General features: G+C 71.6%; 13 protein-coding genes and 1 pseudogene. 7 read left to right on the top strand and 7 right to left on the bottom strand.

Going from position 1 to position 13,853, the window contains the following annotated elements; all coding sequences use genetic code 11:
- Nucleotides 1–21: 21 nt before the first annotated feature.
- From OHS18_RS00275 to OHS18_RS00250, 6 genes and pseudogenes are all read right to left on the bottom strand, one after another.
- Nucleotides 22–138, bottom strand: a pseudogene (locus OHS18_RS00275) (ABC transporter ATP-binding protein); the annotation flags it as partial.
- A 42-nt stretch (nt 139–180) separates the two neighbouring features.
- Nucleotides 181–1,176 (bottom strand): inorganic phosphate transporter, encoded by a 996-nt coding sequence (locus OHS18_RS00270; RefSeq protein WP_328457330.1) that lies wholly within the window; start codon nt 1,174–1,176, stop codon nt 181–183.
- Entirely contained in the window at nt 1,176–1,790 is a 615-nt protein-coding gene (locus tag OHS18_RS00265) for a DUF47 domain-containing protein (protein ID WP_328457332.1), read from the bottom strand. The genes OHS18_RS00270 and OHS18_RS00265 overlap by 1 nt, the downstream gene beginning before the upstream one ends.
- Before the next feature lie 114 nt (nt 1,791–1,904).
- The gene (locus OHS18_RS00260; protein ID WP_328615432.1) at nt 1,905–2,549 is read right to left on the bottom strand and encodes a phosphate signaling complex PhoU family protein; all 645 of its coding nucleotides are present in this window, start codon (nt 2,547–2,549) and stop codon (nt 1,905–1,907) included.
- Nucleotides 2,550–2,560: 11 nt separating this feature from the next.
- Entirely contained in the window at nt 2,561–3,526 is a 966-nt protein-coding gene (locus OHS18_RS00255) for a threonine ammonia-lyase (protein ID WP_328615431.1), read from the bottom strand.
- Entirely contained in the window at nt 3,526–4,548 is a 1,023-nt protein-coding gene (locus tag OHS18_RS00250) for a LacI family DNA-binding transcriptional regulator (protein ID WP_328457338.1), read from the bottom strand. Before OHS18_RS00250 ends, OHS18_RS00255 begins: the two co-directional genes overlap by 1 nt.
- Nucleotides 4,549–4,767: 219 nt before the next feature.
- Between OHS18_RS00250 and OHS18_RS00245 the strand changes: the two genes are divergently transcribed.
- From OHS18_RS00245 to OHS18_RS00220, 6 genes are read left to right on the top strand one after another with little or no spacing between them, the layout of a single operon-like run.
- Nucleotides 4,768–6,417, top strand: coding sequence for an ABC transporter substrate-binding protein (locus OHS18_RS00245; RefSeq protein ID WP_328615430.1), 1,650 nt, complete (start codon nt 4,768–4,770; stop codon nt 6,415–6,417).
- Nucleotides 6,417–7,415, top strand: coding sequence for an ABC transporter permease (locus OHS18_RS00240; RefSeq protein WP_328615429.1), 999 nt, complete (start codon nt 6,417–6,419; stop codon nt 7,413–7,415). Before OHS18_RS00245 ends, OHS18_RS00240 begins: the two co-directional genes overlap by 1 nt.
- Complete coding sequence (locus tag OHS18_RS00235) at nt 7,412–8,308, top strand: ABC transporter permease (RefSeq protein WP_328615428.1); 897 nt, start codon at nt 7,412–7,414, stop codon at nt 8,306–8,308. The genes OHS18_RS00240 and OHS18_RS00235 overlap by 4 nt, the downstream gene beginning before the upstream one ends.
- Nucleotides 8,305–9,291 carry an ABC transporter ATP-binding protein gene (locus OHS18_RS00230; protein WP_328457346.1) on the top strand — a complete coding sequence of 329 codons (987 nt, stop codon included), beginning with the start codon at nt 8,305–8,307 and terminating at the stop codon, nt 9,289–9,291. Before OHS18_RS00235 ends, OHS18_RS00230 begins: the two co-directional genes overlap by 4 nt.
- Nucleotides 9,288–10,037, top strand: a complete 750-nt coding sequence (locus OHS18_RS00225; RefSeq protein WP_328615427.1) for an ABC transporter ATP-binding protein — start codon at nt 9,288–9,290, stop codon at nt 10,035–10,037. The genes OHS18_RS00230 and OHS18_RS00225 overlap by 4 nt, the downstream gene beginning before the upstream one ends.
- Nucleotides 10,038–10,068: 31 nt before the next feature.
- Entirely contained in the window at nt 10,069–12,474 is a 2,406-nt protein-coding gene (locus OHS18_RS00220; RefSeq protein WP_328615426.1) for a glycoside hydrolase family 2 protein, read from the top strand.
- 3 nt (nt 12,475–12,477) lie between these two features.
- Here OHS18_RS00220 and OHS18_RS00215 read toward each other — a convergent pair whose 3' ends face one another.
- Complete coding sequence (locus OHS18_RS00215) at nt 12,478–12,867, bottom strand: hypothetical protein (RefSeq protein ID WP_328457352.1); 390 nt, start codon at nt 12,865–12,867, stop codon at nt 12,478–12,480.
- A 228-nt stretch (nt 12,868–13,095) separates the two neighbouring features.
- Between OHS18_RS00215 and OHS18_RS00210 the strand changes: the two genes are divergently transcribed.
- Entirely contained in the window at nt 13,096–13,845 is a 750-nt protein-coding gene (locus OHS18_RS00210) for an alpha/beta hydrolase (protein ID WP_328615425.1), read from the top strand.
- Nucleotides 13,846–13,853: the final 8 nt, after the last annotated feature.

The raw sequence follows: 13,853 nt of genomic DNA, 5'->3' as shown, positions 1-13,853 counted from the left end.
GGCGGGACCGGGCCGCGGTCGCGCGTGCGTCAGCGTCTGCATGAACTCGCGGCGCGCCAACGGATCGAGGCTTGCGATGGGCTCGTCGAGCAGCAGCCGCGGACCCTTGGCCAGGGCGAGCGCCCGCGCTGTCCGGGCCGGCCGGCGCGGCGATCCGCCCGGCGGGCAGCGTCAGCGCGCTCAGGTGAGCGCGCTGATCCCGAAGAACATCGCCGCCGACACCCCGGCGGCGGCCGGGAAGGTCAGCACCCAGCCGAGCACGATGTCGCGCGCGATGCCCCAGCGCACCGCGGAAAGCCGCCGGGTCGCGCCGACGCCCATGATCGCCGCGGTGATCACGTGCGTCGTCGAGATCGGGGCCTTCACCGCGAACGCCGTCACGTACAACACCGACGACGCCACGGACTCCGCGACGAACCCGTGCGGCGGGTCGAGCGGGAAGACGCGGCGCCCGAGCGTCCGCATGATCCGCAGCCCGCCGGAGTACGTCCCGAGCGACAGGGCCGCGGCGCACGCCAGGGTCACCCACAGCGGGACGTCGAACGTCTTCTGCTGGCCCGCGGCGACCAGGGCCAGGACGATCACGCCCATGCCCTTCTGGGCGTCCTGCAGGCCGTGGCCGAGCGCGAGCGCCGACGCGGAGACGATCTGGAAGCGGCGGAACACCCGGCCGCTGCGGTGCGGGTTCGCCCGGCGCAGCAGCCACAGCGCGCCGACCATCGCCAGGTACCCGAGGACCAGCCCGAGCAGCGGGGACGCCACCATCGGGATCAGCACCTTCTCGGCGATGCCGGCCCAGTGCACGGTGCTCGCCGCGGCCAGCGCCGCGCCGACCATCCCGCCGATCAGCGAGTGCGAAGACGACGAGGGAAGCCCGAAGTACCAGGTGATCAGGTTCCAGACGGTCGCGCCGACGAGCGCCGCGAAGACCACGGTGAGCGCGTCCGGGCCGACCGGGACGTCGATGATGCCCTTCGCCACCGTCGCGGCGATGCCGGTGGACAGCAGCGCGCCGGCCAGGTTCATCACCGCGGCCAGGATGAGCGCGGCCCGCAGGGTCAGGGCGCGGGTCGACACCGCACTCGCGATCGCGTTCGCCGCGTCGTGGAAACCGTTGGTGTAGTCGAAGACCAGGGTCAGCACGATGACGGCGACCAGGGCGGCCGTCCCGGTCACTACGACTCCTTGACCGCGATGGTCTGCACCACGTCGGCCACGTGCTCGAAGGCGTCGGCGGCCAGCTCGAACTGCTCGACGACCTCCTTGGTCTTCAGGACTTCGAGGGCGTCGGCGCCGGGTTCGAACAGCTGGGCCAGGACCCGCCGGTAGATCCGGTCGGCCTCGTTCTCCAGCTCGTTGACCTCGATCCAGTACGGCTCGAGCTCGCCCACCTTCGCCAGGCCCGGCATCGCCTCCGCCGTCAGCTCCGCGCACCGGCCGAGCGCCTGCACCAGCAGGTCGACGCCGGGTGGGAACGCCTGGATCCGGTAGAGCACGGCCAGGTCGGCGGCGGTGTCCATGAAGTCCAGCACGTCGTCGATCTTCGAGGCGAGCGCCTGGATGTCCTCGCGGTCGAACGGCGTGACGAACGAGCTGTTGAGCTCGACCATGATCGTGTGCATGAGCTCGTCACCCTGGTGTTCGACCTCGTGCAGCCGGCCCGCGATCGACTCCCGGTCGGCGGGCTCCGCGGCGACGAGGTCGCGCAGCAGCGCCGTGGCGGTCACGAGGTTCCTCGCCGCGTCGGTCAGCAGGTCGAAGAACTTCGTGCCCCGTGGGGTGAAGCGCATGGATGAGTCCCTTCTTCAGCGCACCGCGATCATGCCCGCCCACCCGGGCTCGCGCAGGCTCGGGGCGCGACTTCCGGTGGAAAGTGGACACTCGCACCGGTGTACGCGGGCGGTCTAACCGGGGAGATCTCCGGTGTTGGCGAATTCGAGCCGCTTGGCCACGGAGACGGTCTGGTCGGCGAAGCGCTCGTAGAAGCGCGTGGCCAAGGCCGCCGCGACGGCCTCGCCGTGGCCGTGGTCCCAGCCGGCGCCCGTCATGCCGGACAACAGGTCGGCGTGCAGCGAATCGACGGCTTCGTCCGCTTCGCGCAGGTCGCGGTAGCTGCCGCCGGCCCCGGTGCGGATCTGGGTCGCGACGCCCTCGGCCATGCCGGCGGTGAGCTCGCCCATCCGCAGGAACGTCGGGTTCAGCTCCGCGGGCACGGCGTGGTCGGGGTGGGCGTAGCGCGCGCTGTCGGCGACGTGCGCGGCCAGGTCGCCCATCCGCTCGATGCGTTCCGCGCAGTAGACCACCGCCAGGACCTGCCGCAGATCACCGGCGACCGGGGCCTGCAGCGCCAGCAGCGAGTAGGCGTCCTCCTCGCACCGCGAGCGGTGCGCGTCGAGTGCGGAGTCGGCGGCGATGACCTCCTCGGCGACTCTGAGGTCGGCGTTGAGCAAGGCCTCGGTGGCCTGCCGGATCGCCGTCGCCGCCAGGTCGCACATGGTCGCCAGCAGCTCGCTCAGGCGGGCCAGGTCGTCGTGAAATCCTTCTCGCACGACTCGGCAGCCTACGGGAGGCCGTTCCCGAGCCAGCGGTGGTAGGCGGGCAGGTCGACGTTGCCGCCGCAGACGACGACGGCCACGTGCCGGCCGGCGAAGCGGGCGCGGTTCTCGAGCACCGCCGCGACCCCCAGCGCCGCCGACGGTTCGACGACCAGCCCGGCGTGCTCCAGCAGCAGCCGCATCCCGGCGACGATCGACTCCTCCCGCACCAGGACCGCGTCGTCGGCGACGACGAGGAGGTCGTCGAGGACTTCCCGGATCGGCCGCCGTCCGGCGACGCCGTCGGCGATGGTGCTGGTCGACTCCGTCGTGACGACCCGCCGTTCGTGCCAGGAGCGGGTCATCGCCGGTGCGCCCGCCGGCTGGACGCAGACGACTTCGACGCCGGGTGCGCGGGACTTCAGGACGTGGCCGATCCCGGTGGCCATCGCGCCGCCGCCGAGCGCGATCAGGACGGCGTCGAACGGCGTGTCCAGCAGCTCCAGGCCGATCGTCGCCGCGCCTTCGCACGTCTCGAGGTCCAGGCTGTCCTCGACCAGCCGGATCCCGTCGTGCCCGGCGATGGCCACGGCCCGCTCCCGCGCCTCGTCGAAGTCGCCGTCGACCAGCTCCAGGCGGGCGCCCAGCGCGCGGATGCGCTCGAGCTTGACCGCGGGCGCGGACCGGGACGCGACGACCGTGACGGCCACCCCGCGGCCCCGCGCGGACCAGGCGAGGGCCTGGCCGAGGTTGCCCGCGCTGGCGCAGACCGCGGCCGGTCCGCTCAGGCCGCTCACGACGACCTCGGTGCCGCGGCCTTTGAAGCTGCGCACCGGGTTCGCCGTCTCGAGCTTGACGCTCACCCGGCAGCCGAGCGCCTGCCCGAGGGGATCGCAGGGGTAGAGCGGGGTGTCGAGGAAGACGGGGTCGATCACCCGGCGGGCCGCCTCGATGCGGGTGAGGTCGAGACGCGTCCGCGGCACGGTCGTCATCAGCGGTCCGACGGAGCGCGGCCGGTGCTCGCCCGGGGCATCAGGATCGGCGCCGGCGCCTGGACGTGCCCGGCCGCGCCGACGGCCAGGATCTCGTTGAGCGTCTCGATCGCCAGCACGCCGTGCTGGGTGATGTGCCGGTCCAGCGCGGTCACGGCCGGGCGGACCAGCTGACACAGCGCCGAGTCGTCCCAGGACACGATGGACAGCTGCTCGGGCACCGAGACGCCCATCTCCTGGGCCGCGGCCATCGCCGACAGCGCCATCACGTCGTTGTCGAAGATCACCGCCGTCGCGCGGTCGCGCTCCGACAGCAGCCGCCGCGCGGCCCGGGCGCCGCTGTCGCCCGAGTAGTCGCCGTGGACGGTCTTCGACCACTCCAGCCGGTGCGTCCCGGCCGCCTTGGTGAACGCCTCGTCGCGGCGCAGTGTGTGCGCGAACCGGTCCGGGCCGGCGACCCGGGCGATCCGCCGGTGCCCGAGCGCCGCGAGGTAGCCGACCGCCTCCTCCATCGGCGCCGCGTCGTCGGCCCACACGCACGGCACCTCGGCCGACTCCGGGTAGCCGAGCGCGACGGCGGGCAGCCCGATCTCGGCCAGCACGCCGGTGCGGATGTCGTTCTCGTGCAGGTCGACCACGATGACGCCGTCGACGCGCCGCTCGGCCCACCAGCGGCGGTAGGTCTCGATCTCGGCGTCCCGGTCGTCGGTGACGGCCAGCATCAACGCCGTCGACGGGTCCGAGCGCAACGCCATTTCGATGCCGGAGACCAGTTGCATGAAGAACGGCTCGATGCCCAGCACCTGGGCGGGCCGGTCGACGATCAGCCCGATCGCGCCGGAGCGGGACCGGGTCAGCGCGCGGGCGGCGGTGCTGGGCCGCCAGCCCATCCGGTCGGCGATCTCCAGCACGCGCTCGCGCGTGGCCGCCGACACGCCGGGCTTCCCGTTGAGCGCGTAGGACACCGCCCCCGTCGACACCCCGGCCGCGTCCGCGATGTCCGAGATGGTCAGCCGCTTCATCGTGCTCCTCGGATAACTCGCTGACTCAATCGCTTCACCTCGCACGAGGCTACCCCGACATCGTTTCGGTCCATTGACATGACGTGACCGAGGTTACAAGATGTGAAGCGCTTAACCCAGGCTCGCCCCCGATCGCCGCCTGACGACACCGAACTCTCCCGGCGCCACGTCAGCGTGGCCGACCGTCAAGTTAACCGCTTAAGCACTCCTGGAGTCCCCATGAAGGCCGGAAGGCACCGCCGCCTGCTCGCCCCCGCCGCCGTCGTCCTCACGCTCGGCCTCGCCCTGAGTTCGTGCTCCAGCACCGCGACCGGCACCGACGGCGTGATCATCACCGCGAACACCGGCGCGTCGGGCGCGTTCGTCCGCAACTTCAACCCGTTCCTGCCCAACCAGGCCCAGGCGGGGTACGGCGGCACGATCTACGAGTCGCTGCTGTTCTTCGACATGGCCGAGCGGCGCCCGCCGGTGCCGCAGCTGGCCACGGCGGCGACCTTCTCCCCCGACGGCCGGACGCTCACCGTCACCACCCGCGACGGCGTCAAGTGGCAGGACGGCCAGGCGTTCACCGCCCAGGACGTCGCCTTCACGTTCGACGCCATGATCAAGCACCCCGAGCTGAACACCAACGGGCTGACGCTGGCCGCCGCGACCGCGCCGGACGACCACACCGCGAAGATCACCTTCGCCCAGCCGGCGTTCAACCAGCTGTGGGGCGCGGCGGGCCGCACCCTGATCGTGCCGAAGCACATCTGGGAGAAGATCGCGGACCCGGCCACCGAGCTCAACGCGAACCCGGTCGGCACCGGGCCGTTCACCCTCGATGCGTTCTCCCCGCAGACCTTCCTGCTCAAGAAGAACCCGGGCTACTGGGAGCAGGGCAAGCCGGCCATCGACGGCGTGCGGTTCATCTCCTTCAGCGACAACACGAGCGCGAACCAATCGCTGCTGGCCGGCAAGATCGACTGGGGCAACACCTTCGTGCCCGACCCGGAGAAGAACTGGGTCGCCAAGGACCCCAAGACCCATCTGGTCCCCTCGGCCGGGATCTACCAGACCAGCCTCGTGCCGAACCTGACGACCTGGCCGACGAACGACCTCGCCGTGCGGCAGGCGATGAACCTGGCCCTGGACCGCAAACGCATCGTCGAAACCGTCTACTTCGGCATCGCGAAGGTGCCGAGCCCCGAGCTGCTGCAGACCCCGCGGGACGACGGCTTCCGGATCACCGGCCCGGTCACCCGCGACCCCGCCGCCGCGCGGGCCGCCCTGGAGAAGGCCGGTTACACCCGCGGCGCGGACGGCGTCTACGTCGACAAGGGCGGCCGGCGCCTCGAGATCTCGATCAAGGTCGTCACCGGTTACACCGACTACATCCAGGCCCTGCAGCTGATGCAGCAGCAGCTCGCCGAAGCCGGGATCACCCTGACCGTGCAACAGGTTTCGAGCGCCCAGTTCAACTCCGACCGCTCCACCGGCACCTTCCAGCTCCTCATCGACGGCCTCGGCGGCAAGCCGGACCCGTATCAGCTCTACAACCAGGTGCTCGCCTCGGCGACCACCGCGCCGATCGGGCAGAAAGCCGCGTCGAACTGGTCACGCTTCTCCGACCCGCAGGTCGACGCCGCGCTGAGCGCGATGGCCGGCACCGACGACGAGGCCGTGCTCAAGCAGCGCGCCCAGGAGATCGCCCGCGTCATGCTCGACAAGCTGCCCTACGTGCCGATCTTCCAGAACAGCCCGAACGCGACGTTCCTCGCCACGAAGGTCACCGGCTGGCCCACCGACGACAACGCCTACGCGCTCTCACGCGCCGACAGCTACCCCGACACCGGGTTCGTCGCCAAGAACCTGAAGCCGGTCGGGTAATGCGGTTCCTCGGCAAGAAACTGATGTTCTACGCGGTGGCCCTGCTCGCGGCGCTGTCGCTGAACTTCCTCATCCCCCGCCTCGCGCCGGGCAACCCGGTGGACGCGGTGCTGGCCCGGCAGTCGTCGATGGCGCCGGTCTCCCCGGAGGCCCGGCACTCGCTGGAACTGCTGCTGGGTGTGAACGACCAGCCGCTGTGGCAGCAGTACCTGCGCTACCTCGGGCAGATCTTCTCCGGCGACCTCGGCCGCTCGGTGACGTTCTTCCCGGCGCCGGTCGGCGACATCATCGGCCAGGCCCTGCCGTGGACGCTGGGCCTGGTCGGCGTGGCGACGGTCGTGTCGTTCACGCTCGGCATCTCCCTCGGCGCGCTGGCCGGCTGGTTCCGCCGCGGCGTCGTGGACTCGCTCGTCGCGGGCTCCACGATGCTCGCCGCCATCCCGTACTTCTGGCTCGCGCTGGCCGCGTTGTACTTCCTTTCGGCCGGCCTCGGCTGGTTCCCGCTCGGCCTCGGCTACGACGTCGAGATCGAGCCCGGCTGGTCGGGCGAGTTCGTCGGCAACGTCGGCTACCACGCGCTGCTGCCGGCCCTCACGATCGTCGTCAGCTCGCTGGCCGGGTGGCTGCTGGGGATGCGGAACATGATGGTCTCCACGATGGGCGAGGACTACGTCGTCACGGCGCAGGCGAAAGGCCTCAGCCTGCGGCGGGTGATGGTCACCTACGCCGCCCGCAACGCCGTCCTGCCGAGCGTCTCCGGCGTCGCGGTGTCGCTCGGGTTCGTCGTCGGCGGCGCGATCGTCACCGAAGCCGTGTTCTCCTACCCCGGCATCGGGTTCACGCTGCTGCAGGCGGTCCGCAACAGCGACTACCCGCTGATGCAGGGCATCTTCCTGATCATCACCCTCGCGGTGCTCGGCGCGAACCTGCTGGTCGACCTGCTCTACGCGGTCATCGACCCGCGCGTGCGCACCACGGCGAAAGCGGGTGCCCGATGACCCAGGCCGTCATCACCCCCGTCCGCGCCGCCGGACGCGTCTCCGCACTCACCCGGCGGCCGAAGTTCCTGCTCGGCGCGGGCATCGTCGCGCTCTACGCGGCCGTCGCGGTCATCGGGCCGCTGCTGGTCGGCGACCCCCACGCGACCGGCGACGACCTGCTGGCCGGGCCGTCGGCCGCGCACCTGCTCGGCACCACCAACAACGGGCAGGACGTCTTCGCCCAGCTGATCGTCGGCTTCCGGTCGTCGCTGCTGGTCGGGCTGCTCGCCGGCATGGTCACGATGCTGCTGGCCGCCCTGGTCGGCGTGGTCGGCGGGTACGCGGGCGGCTGGGCCGACGAGGTGCTCAACCTGATCGGCAACGTCTTCCTGGTCATCCCGGCCCTGCCGCTGATCGTGGTCGCCGCCAGCTACCTGCACTCCAGCGGGATCGCCGTGATCGCGCTGCTGATCGCGGTCACCAGCTGGGCCGCGTCCGCGCGGGTCCTGCGCGCCCAGACGGCGTCGCTGGCCCACCGGGACTACGTCGACGCCGTCCGCGCGTCGGGCGAACGCGCGTGGCGGATCGTCGTCGTCGAGATCCTGCCGAACCTCTACCCCATCCTCATTTCCCAGTTCGTGTTCGCGATGATCGGCGCCATCCTCGGCGAGGCCGGGCTGTCGTTCCTCGGGCTCGGGGACCTCAACTCCGTCACCTGGGGCACGATGCTGTTCTTCGCCCAGAACGGCGAGGCCCTCTCCCAAGGCGCGTGGTGGTGGTTCATCCCGCCGGGCCTGTGCATCGCGGTGCTCGGCGCGGCCCTGACGCTGCTGAACATCGGCGTCGACGAACTGATCAACCCGCGGCTGCGCGTGCAACGCCGCGGCGGCGCCCAGGGGGATATCCGATGACGCCCGTGCTCCAGGTACGCAACCTGCACGTCGACTACGAAACGGCCGCCGGGCCGGTGCACGCGGTCCGCGGCGTCGACCTGGACGTGCACCGCGGCGAGCTGGTCGGCATCGTGGGCGAAAGCGGTTGCGGCAAAACGACGTTGGCCTACGCGATCACGCGGCTGCTGCGCGCCCCCGCGCACCTGACCGCCGGCAGCGTCACCTTCCAGGGCGTCCACGACACCGCTCCCGTCTCGGTGACGGCGTTGACCGGAAGCGCGTTGCGGAAGTTCCGCTGGGACCGGATGTCGATGGTGTTCCAGGGCGCGATGAACGCCCTCAACCCGGTCCAGCGGGTCAGCGCGCAGCTGCAGGACCTCTTCCACGCCCACCGGCCGCAGCTGACCAAGGCCGAGCGCCGGACGCGGGTGGGTGAGCTGCTGGACCTGGTCGGGCTGCCCGAGCGCGTCGCCCGTTCGTACCCGCACCAGCTGTCCGGCGGGATGCGGCAGCGCGTGATGATCGCGATGGCCCTGGCGCTCGATCCGGACGTCGTGGTGATGGACGAGCCCACCACTGCACTGGACGTCCTCGTGCAGCGCGAGATCCTCGACGCGCTCTCGGAACTGCGGCGACGGCTCGGGTTCGCGGTCGTCTTCATCACCCACGACCTGTCGCTGCTGCTGGAGATCAGCGACCGCATCGCGGTGATGTACGCCGGGCGCGTCGTCGAACTCGGCGACAGCGTGAAGCTGCGGGAGAACCCCCAGCACCCGTACACCGCCGGCCTGCTCGACGCGTTCCCGACCCTGCGCTCGCAGCGGCGCGACCGGCACGGCATCCCCGGCCACCCGCCGGACCTGGCCGCGCCGATCGCCGGGTGCGCGTTCGCCGACCGGTGCGGGTTCGTCCGCCCGGAGTGCGCCACCACCGACGTCACACTGCGGCCGGTCGGCGGCACCGACGTCGCCTGCCACCTCTACCAGGAGGTCTCGGCATGACCGAGCTGAGTGCGCACGACCTCGTGCGCGACTACTCCGGGTTCCGCGCGGTCGACGGCGTCAGCTTCACCGTGACGTCCGGGCAGACCCTGGCGCTGGTCGGCGCGAGCGGCAGCGGGAAGTCCACCATCGCCCGGATGCTGTGCGGGCTGGACCGGCCCACCTCCGGGACCATCACGATCGACGGCGAACCCCGCCGCCCCGGCTACCGGGCGCTGCGGGAGTACCGCCGGCACGTGCAGCTGGTGTTCCAGGACCCGTTCGCCTCCCTCAACCCGGTCAAGCCGGTGCACCACCAGCTGGCGCGGCCCCTGCGCGTCCACGGGCTCGACGGCGGCCGCCGCGCCGTGCTGGACCTGCTCGACCGCGTCCACCTGCGGCCCGCCGACCAGTTCGCGGACAAGCTGCCGCACGAGCTGTCCGGCGGGCAACGCCAGCGCGTCGCCATCGCGCGGGCCCTCGCGCCCCGACCGTTGGTGCTGCTGGCCGACGAACCGGTGTCCATGCTGGACGTCTCGGTCCGGCTGGACATCCTGAACCTGCTGGAAGAACTCAAGCGGGACAACGATCTCGCCGTCCTCTACATCACCCACGACCTCGCCACCGCCCGGCACTTCTCGGCCACGACGATGGTGCTGAACGCCGGGCGCGTCGTCGAGATCGGCGACTCCGACCAGGTCATCTTCCACCCGGCGGACGACTACACCCGCCGGCTCGCCGCCGCCGCGCCCGACCCGTGGCGCTGACCCCCTCCCATCCACCAGAAGGGACCCACCCGTGCGGATCGACCTCGGCGCCCGCGACTGGACGCTGCGCGCCTGCGGACCTCTGACCCACGTCCCGATCGAGCTGGCCCGCCGGCTCGCCGAAGGCATCCCGGCGGCCGTGCCGGGCACGGTGCACACCGACCTGCTCGCCGCCGGGCTCATCCCCGACCCGTACCTCGACCGCAACGAGAACGAGCTGCAGTGGATCGGCCTCACCGGCTGGCGCTACGAGACGACGTTCGACCGCCCGGCCGGGCCCGGCGTGGTCGAGCTGGTCTTCGACGGCCTGGACACCATCGCCGAGGTCGAGCTGAACCACCACGTCATCGCCACCACCGCGAACATGCACCGCTCCTACCGCGTCCCGGTGACCGACCTGCTGGCCGACGGCAACACCCTCGCCGTCACCTTCGCCTCCGCGGTCCGCTACGCCCGCGACGAACGCCGCCGCCTCGGCGACCTGCCCAACCTCGGCAACGACGAGCCGTCGAACTTCATCCGCAAGATGGCCTGCAACTTCGGCTGGGACTGGGGCCCGAAGCTCGTCACCGCGGGCCTCTGGAAAACCGCGTCCGTCGACGTCTGGGACGTCGGGCGGCTGCGTCAGGTCCGGCCCCTGGTCACCGTCACCCCCGAGGGTGACGGCGTTGTCGGGATCCACGCCGAGGTCGAGGGCGTCGATCTGGTGCTGCGGGCCCGGGTGGGCGGTGCCGAAGTGTTTGGTCCCACCGGGTCGGCGTTGTCGCTGACCGTCGAGCAGCCGCGGCTGTGGTGGCCGCACAGCATGGGCGAGCAGCCGCTGTACCCGCTCACCGTCACGCTCGAAACGCCCGACGGGTCCATTGTGGACACGTGGTCGCGCGAGATCGGCTTCCGCACCATCGACCTCGACGACCTGGATGGCGCGTTCACCTTCCGCGTCAACGGCGTCCCGCTGTTCGTCCGCGGCGCCAACTGGATCCCCGACGACTGCTTCCCGCACCGGATCGACGCCGCCCGCTACGACCGCCGGGTCGAACAGGCCACCGAAGCCCGCATCGACCTGCTGCGCGTCTGGGGCGGCGGGCTCTACGAAAGCGACGACTTCTACGCGGCCTGTGACCGGCGGGGGGTGCTGGTGTGGCAGGACTTCCTGTTCGCGTGCGCCGGCTACCCCGAAGACGAGCCCCTGCGCGGTGAGGTCGAGGCCGAGGCCCGCGAGGCCGTCGTCCGGCTCGCCCCGCACCCGTCGCTCGCGTTGTGGTGCGGGAACAACGAAAACTACATGGGCTGGTTCCACTGGGGCTGGCAGAAGGACCTCGCCGACCGCGACTGGGGTGCCGGCTACTACGAGCACCTGCTGCCCGGCGTCGTCGCCGAGCTCGACCCGACCCGGCCGTACATCCCGGGCAGCCCCTGGTCCGGTGACCCGGCACGGGACACCCAGGACGACGACCACGGCTGTGTGCACCTCTGGGACGTCTGGAACGAGCGTGACTTCAGCGGTTACCTCGAGCGCGTCCCGCGGTTCGTCTCGGAGTTCGGCTGGCAGGCCCCGCCCGCCTGGGCCACACTCACCGCGGCCGTCCACGACGCCCCGCTGACGCCGGAGTCACCGGGCGTCCTGCACCACCAGAAGGCCAAGGACGGCAACGGAAAGCTCACCCGCGGGCTGGCGCACCACTTCGCCGCGCCGACGTCCACGGAGGACTGGCACTACCTCACGCAGGTGACCCAGGCCCGCGCCATCCGGACCGGCATCGAGCACTTCCGCGGCCACCGGCCGCGGTGCATGGGCACGATCGTCTGGCAGCTCAACGACTGCTGGCCGGTGACGTCGTGGAGCGCGATCGACGGCGCCGAGCGGCGCAAGCCGCTGTGGTACGCACTCCGCGAGGCCTACGCCGACCGCTTGATCACCATCCAGGACCGGGACGGCACTCCGGCGGCGATCCTGGTCAACGACTCCGCGGCCGCCTGGGAGGCCCCCCTCGAACTGCGCCGGATCACCGTGGACGGCGAGATCCTCGCCAAGACCGCCACGACCGTCCGGGTACCCCCACGCGACACCGTGACGCTGCCGTTCGGCGACGTCGGTGTCGCCGGTGACCCGACGCGGGAACTGCTGATCGCCGACACCGGCGCCGAGCGCGCGATCCGGTTCCTGGCCGCCGACCTCGACACCGCCTATCCCGAGCCCCGGTTCGACACCGCCGTCACCCGGACGGCGACGGGCTACGACATCACCGTCACCGCCCGGTCCCTGGTCCACGAGCTGGCGGTGTTCGCCGACCGGCTGGCCCCCGACGCCGAAGCGGACCAGTGCCTGCTCACGCTGCTGCCCGGGGACCACGCGACGATCCGGGTGACCACGCGCTACCAGCTCGATCCGGCCCGGCTGACCACGCGCCCGGTGTTGCGGTGCGTCAACGACTGACGGTCAGGAGTCGGTGGTCTTGGCGCACGACACCGGCTGCCCGGGCCCCGGGGAGGTGGCCCGGGCCAGCTCCTTCTGCGCGTCCAGCAGGATGCGGCAGGTGAGGGTGAGCCCGCCGGTCGGCGTGGCGGTGATCTCGGCCTTCTGCCCGGCGGCCACCACGACGTCCTGCTTCCACGGCACACCGACCGGACCCTGGACGCTCTGCTGCGCGATCTCGTCCTGGTAGCGGTCGGGCGAGTTCGCGTAGCCGACCTTCGCCAGCGTCCCGTTGTCCTGGCCGGTCACCTCGTAGGTGATGGCCCACGACTTGCCGGTCGGGTTCGAGCAGCCCGCGACGCCCGCCAGCGCGCCGCAGAGAACCACTGTCCCGAGCACTCCCGTGATCTTCATACCCCGACGGTAGAGCCGGCGCGCGGGCCCGGCATCGCACGGAAGACTGATCCCCGGTAAACCGTTGGTCTTAGCTCCGGTCCCCCTGCTAGCCTCCCGGGAGCCGTGCCGGTGAACGAGGAGGTGGTACCCGTGGACATGACGACGTGGGTGCTCCCCTCCGGGGTCACGGCCGGGCGATAGGTCGTCCGGGAGCGCCGTTCAGCGCACTCCCCGAAAGGCACGACCGTGCACTTCACTTCCGAACACCGCCTCGACGACGACGTCCTCGAGCGCGAATTCACCCTCGGCGAGATCCCCGGCATCCTGTGGACGCCCGGAGCCTCTGAAACACCGGAAACACCGGAAACACCGGCCCCGGTGGTCCTGCTCGGTCACCCCGGCGGGCTGGGGCGGATGCACCCCCGGCTGGTGGCCCGGGCCCAGGCCTGCGTGGCGGCGGGTTACGCCGCGGCCACCATCGAGCTCCCCGGCAGCGGTGACCGGCCCGCGCTCGCCGTCGTCGACGAGGCCCGCGCCGACCTGCGCCGCGCGCTGGCGGCCGGCGAGCCGGTGACCGGCGAGATCGTCGACCGGCTCGTCCTCCCGCTGGTCGAGCGGGCGGTCCCGGAATGGCGGGCCACCCTGGACGCCCTGCTCGCGCTGCCCGGGATCGGCGGCCCGGCCGGGTTCGCCGGCGGGGTGATCGCCATCGGCGTCCGGCTGGCGGTCGTCGAGCCGCGCATCGCGGCCGCGGTGCTGTTCGCCGGGAGTTTTGTGCCCCGCAGCATCATCGAGGAGGCCCGGCGGGTCACCATCCCGCTGCACGTCCTGCTGCAGTGGGACGACGAAGGGAACGACCGGCAGCTGGCGCTGGACCTGTTCGACGCGTTCGGCTCGAAGGAGAAGTCGTTGCACGCGAACATGGGCGGGCACACCGGCGTCCCGCGGTTCGCGGGGGAAGACGGCAACCGGTTCCTCGCCCGGCACCTGAAGTGACGCCGTGG

The organism is Amycolatopsis sp. NBC_00355 (assembly GCF_036104975.1).
Lineage (GTDB): Bacteria > Actinomycetota > Actinomycetes > Mycobacteriales > Pseudonocardiaceae > Amycolatopsis.
The sequence above is the reverse complement of the archived record's forward strand: the minus strand, read 5'-3'. Positions and strand labels throughout refer to the sequence as shown.

What these genes read in the sequence shown, in the direction of transcription:
- OHS18_RS00250 (WP_328457338.1), bottom strand. Translation starts at nt 4,548, where the DNA reads ATGAAGCGGCTGACCATCTCGGACATCGCGGACGCGGCCGGGGTGTCG.
- OHS18_RS00225 (WP_328615427.1), top strand. Translation starts at nt 9,288, where the DNA reads ATGACCGAGCTGAGTGCGCACGACCTCGTGCGCGACTACTCCGGGTTC.
- OHS18_RS00215 (WP_328457352.1), bottom strand. Translation starts at nt 12,867, where the DNA reads ATGAAGATCACGGGAGTGCTCGGGACAGTGGTTCTCTGCGGCGCGCTG.
- OHS18_RS00230 (WP_328457346.1), top strand. Translation starts at nt 8,305, where the DNA reads ATGACGCCCGTGCTCCAGGTACGCAACCTGCACGTCGACTACGAAACG.
- OHS18_RS00255 (WP_328615431.1), bottom strand. Translation starts at nt 3,526, where the DNA reads ATGACGACCGTGCCGCGGACGCGTCTCGACCTCACCCGCATCGAGGCG.
- OHS18_RS00235 (WP_328615428.1), top strand. Translation starts at nt 7,412, where the DNA reads ATGACCCAGGCCGTCATCACCCCCGTCCGCGCCGCCGGACGCGTCTCC.
- OHS18_RS00240 (WP_328615429.1), top strand. Translation starts at nt 6,417, where the DNA reads ATGCGGTTCCTCGGCAAGAAACTGATGTTCTACGCGGTGGCCCTGCTC.
- OHS18_RS00265 (WP_328457332.1), bottom strand. Translation starts at nt 1,790, where the DNA reads ATGCGCTTCACCCCACGGGGCACGAAGTTCTTCGACCTGCTGACCGAC.
- OHS18_RS00245 (WP_328615430.1), top strand. Translation starts at nt 4,768, where the DNA reads ATGAAGGCCGGAAGGCACCGCCGCCTGCTCGCCCCCGCCGCCGTCGTC.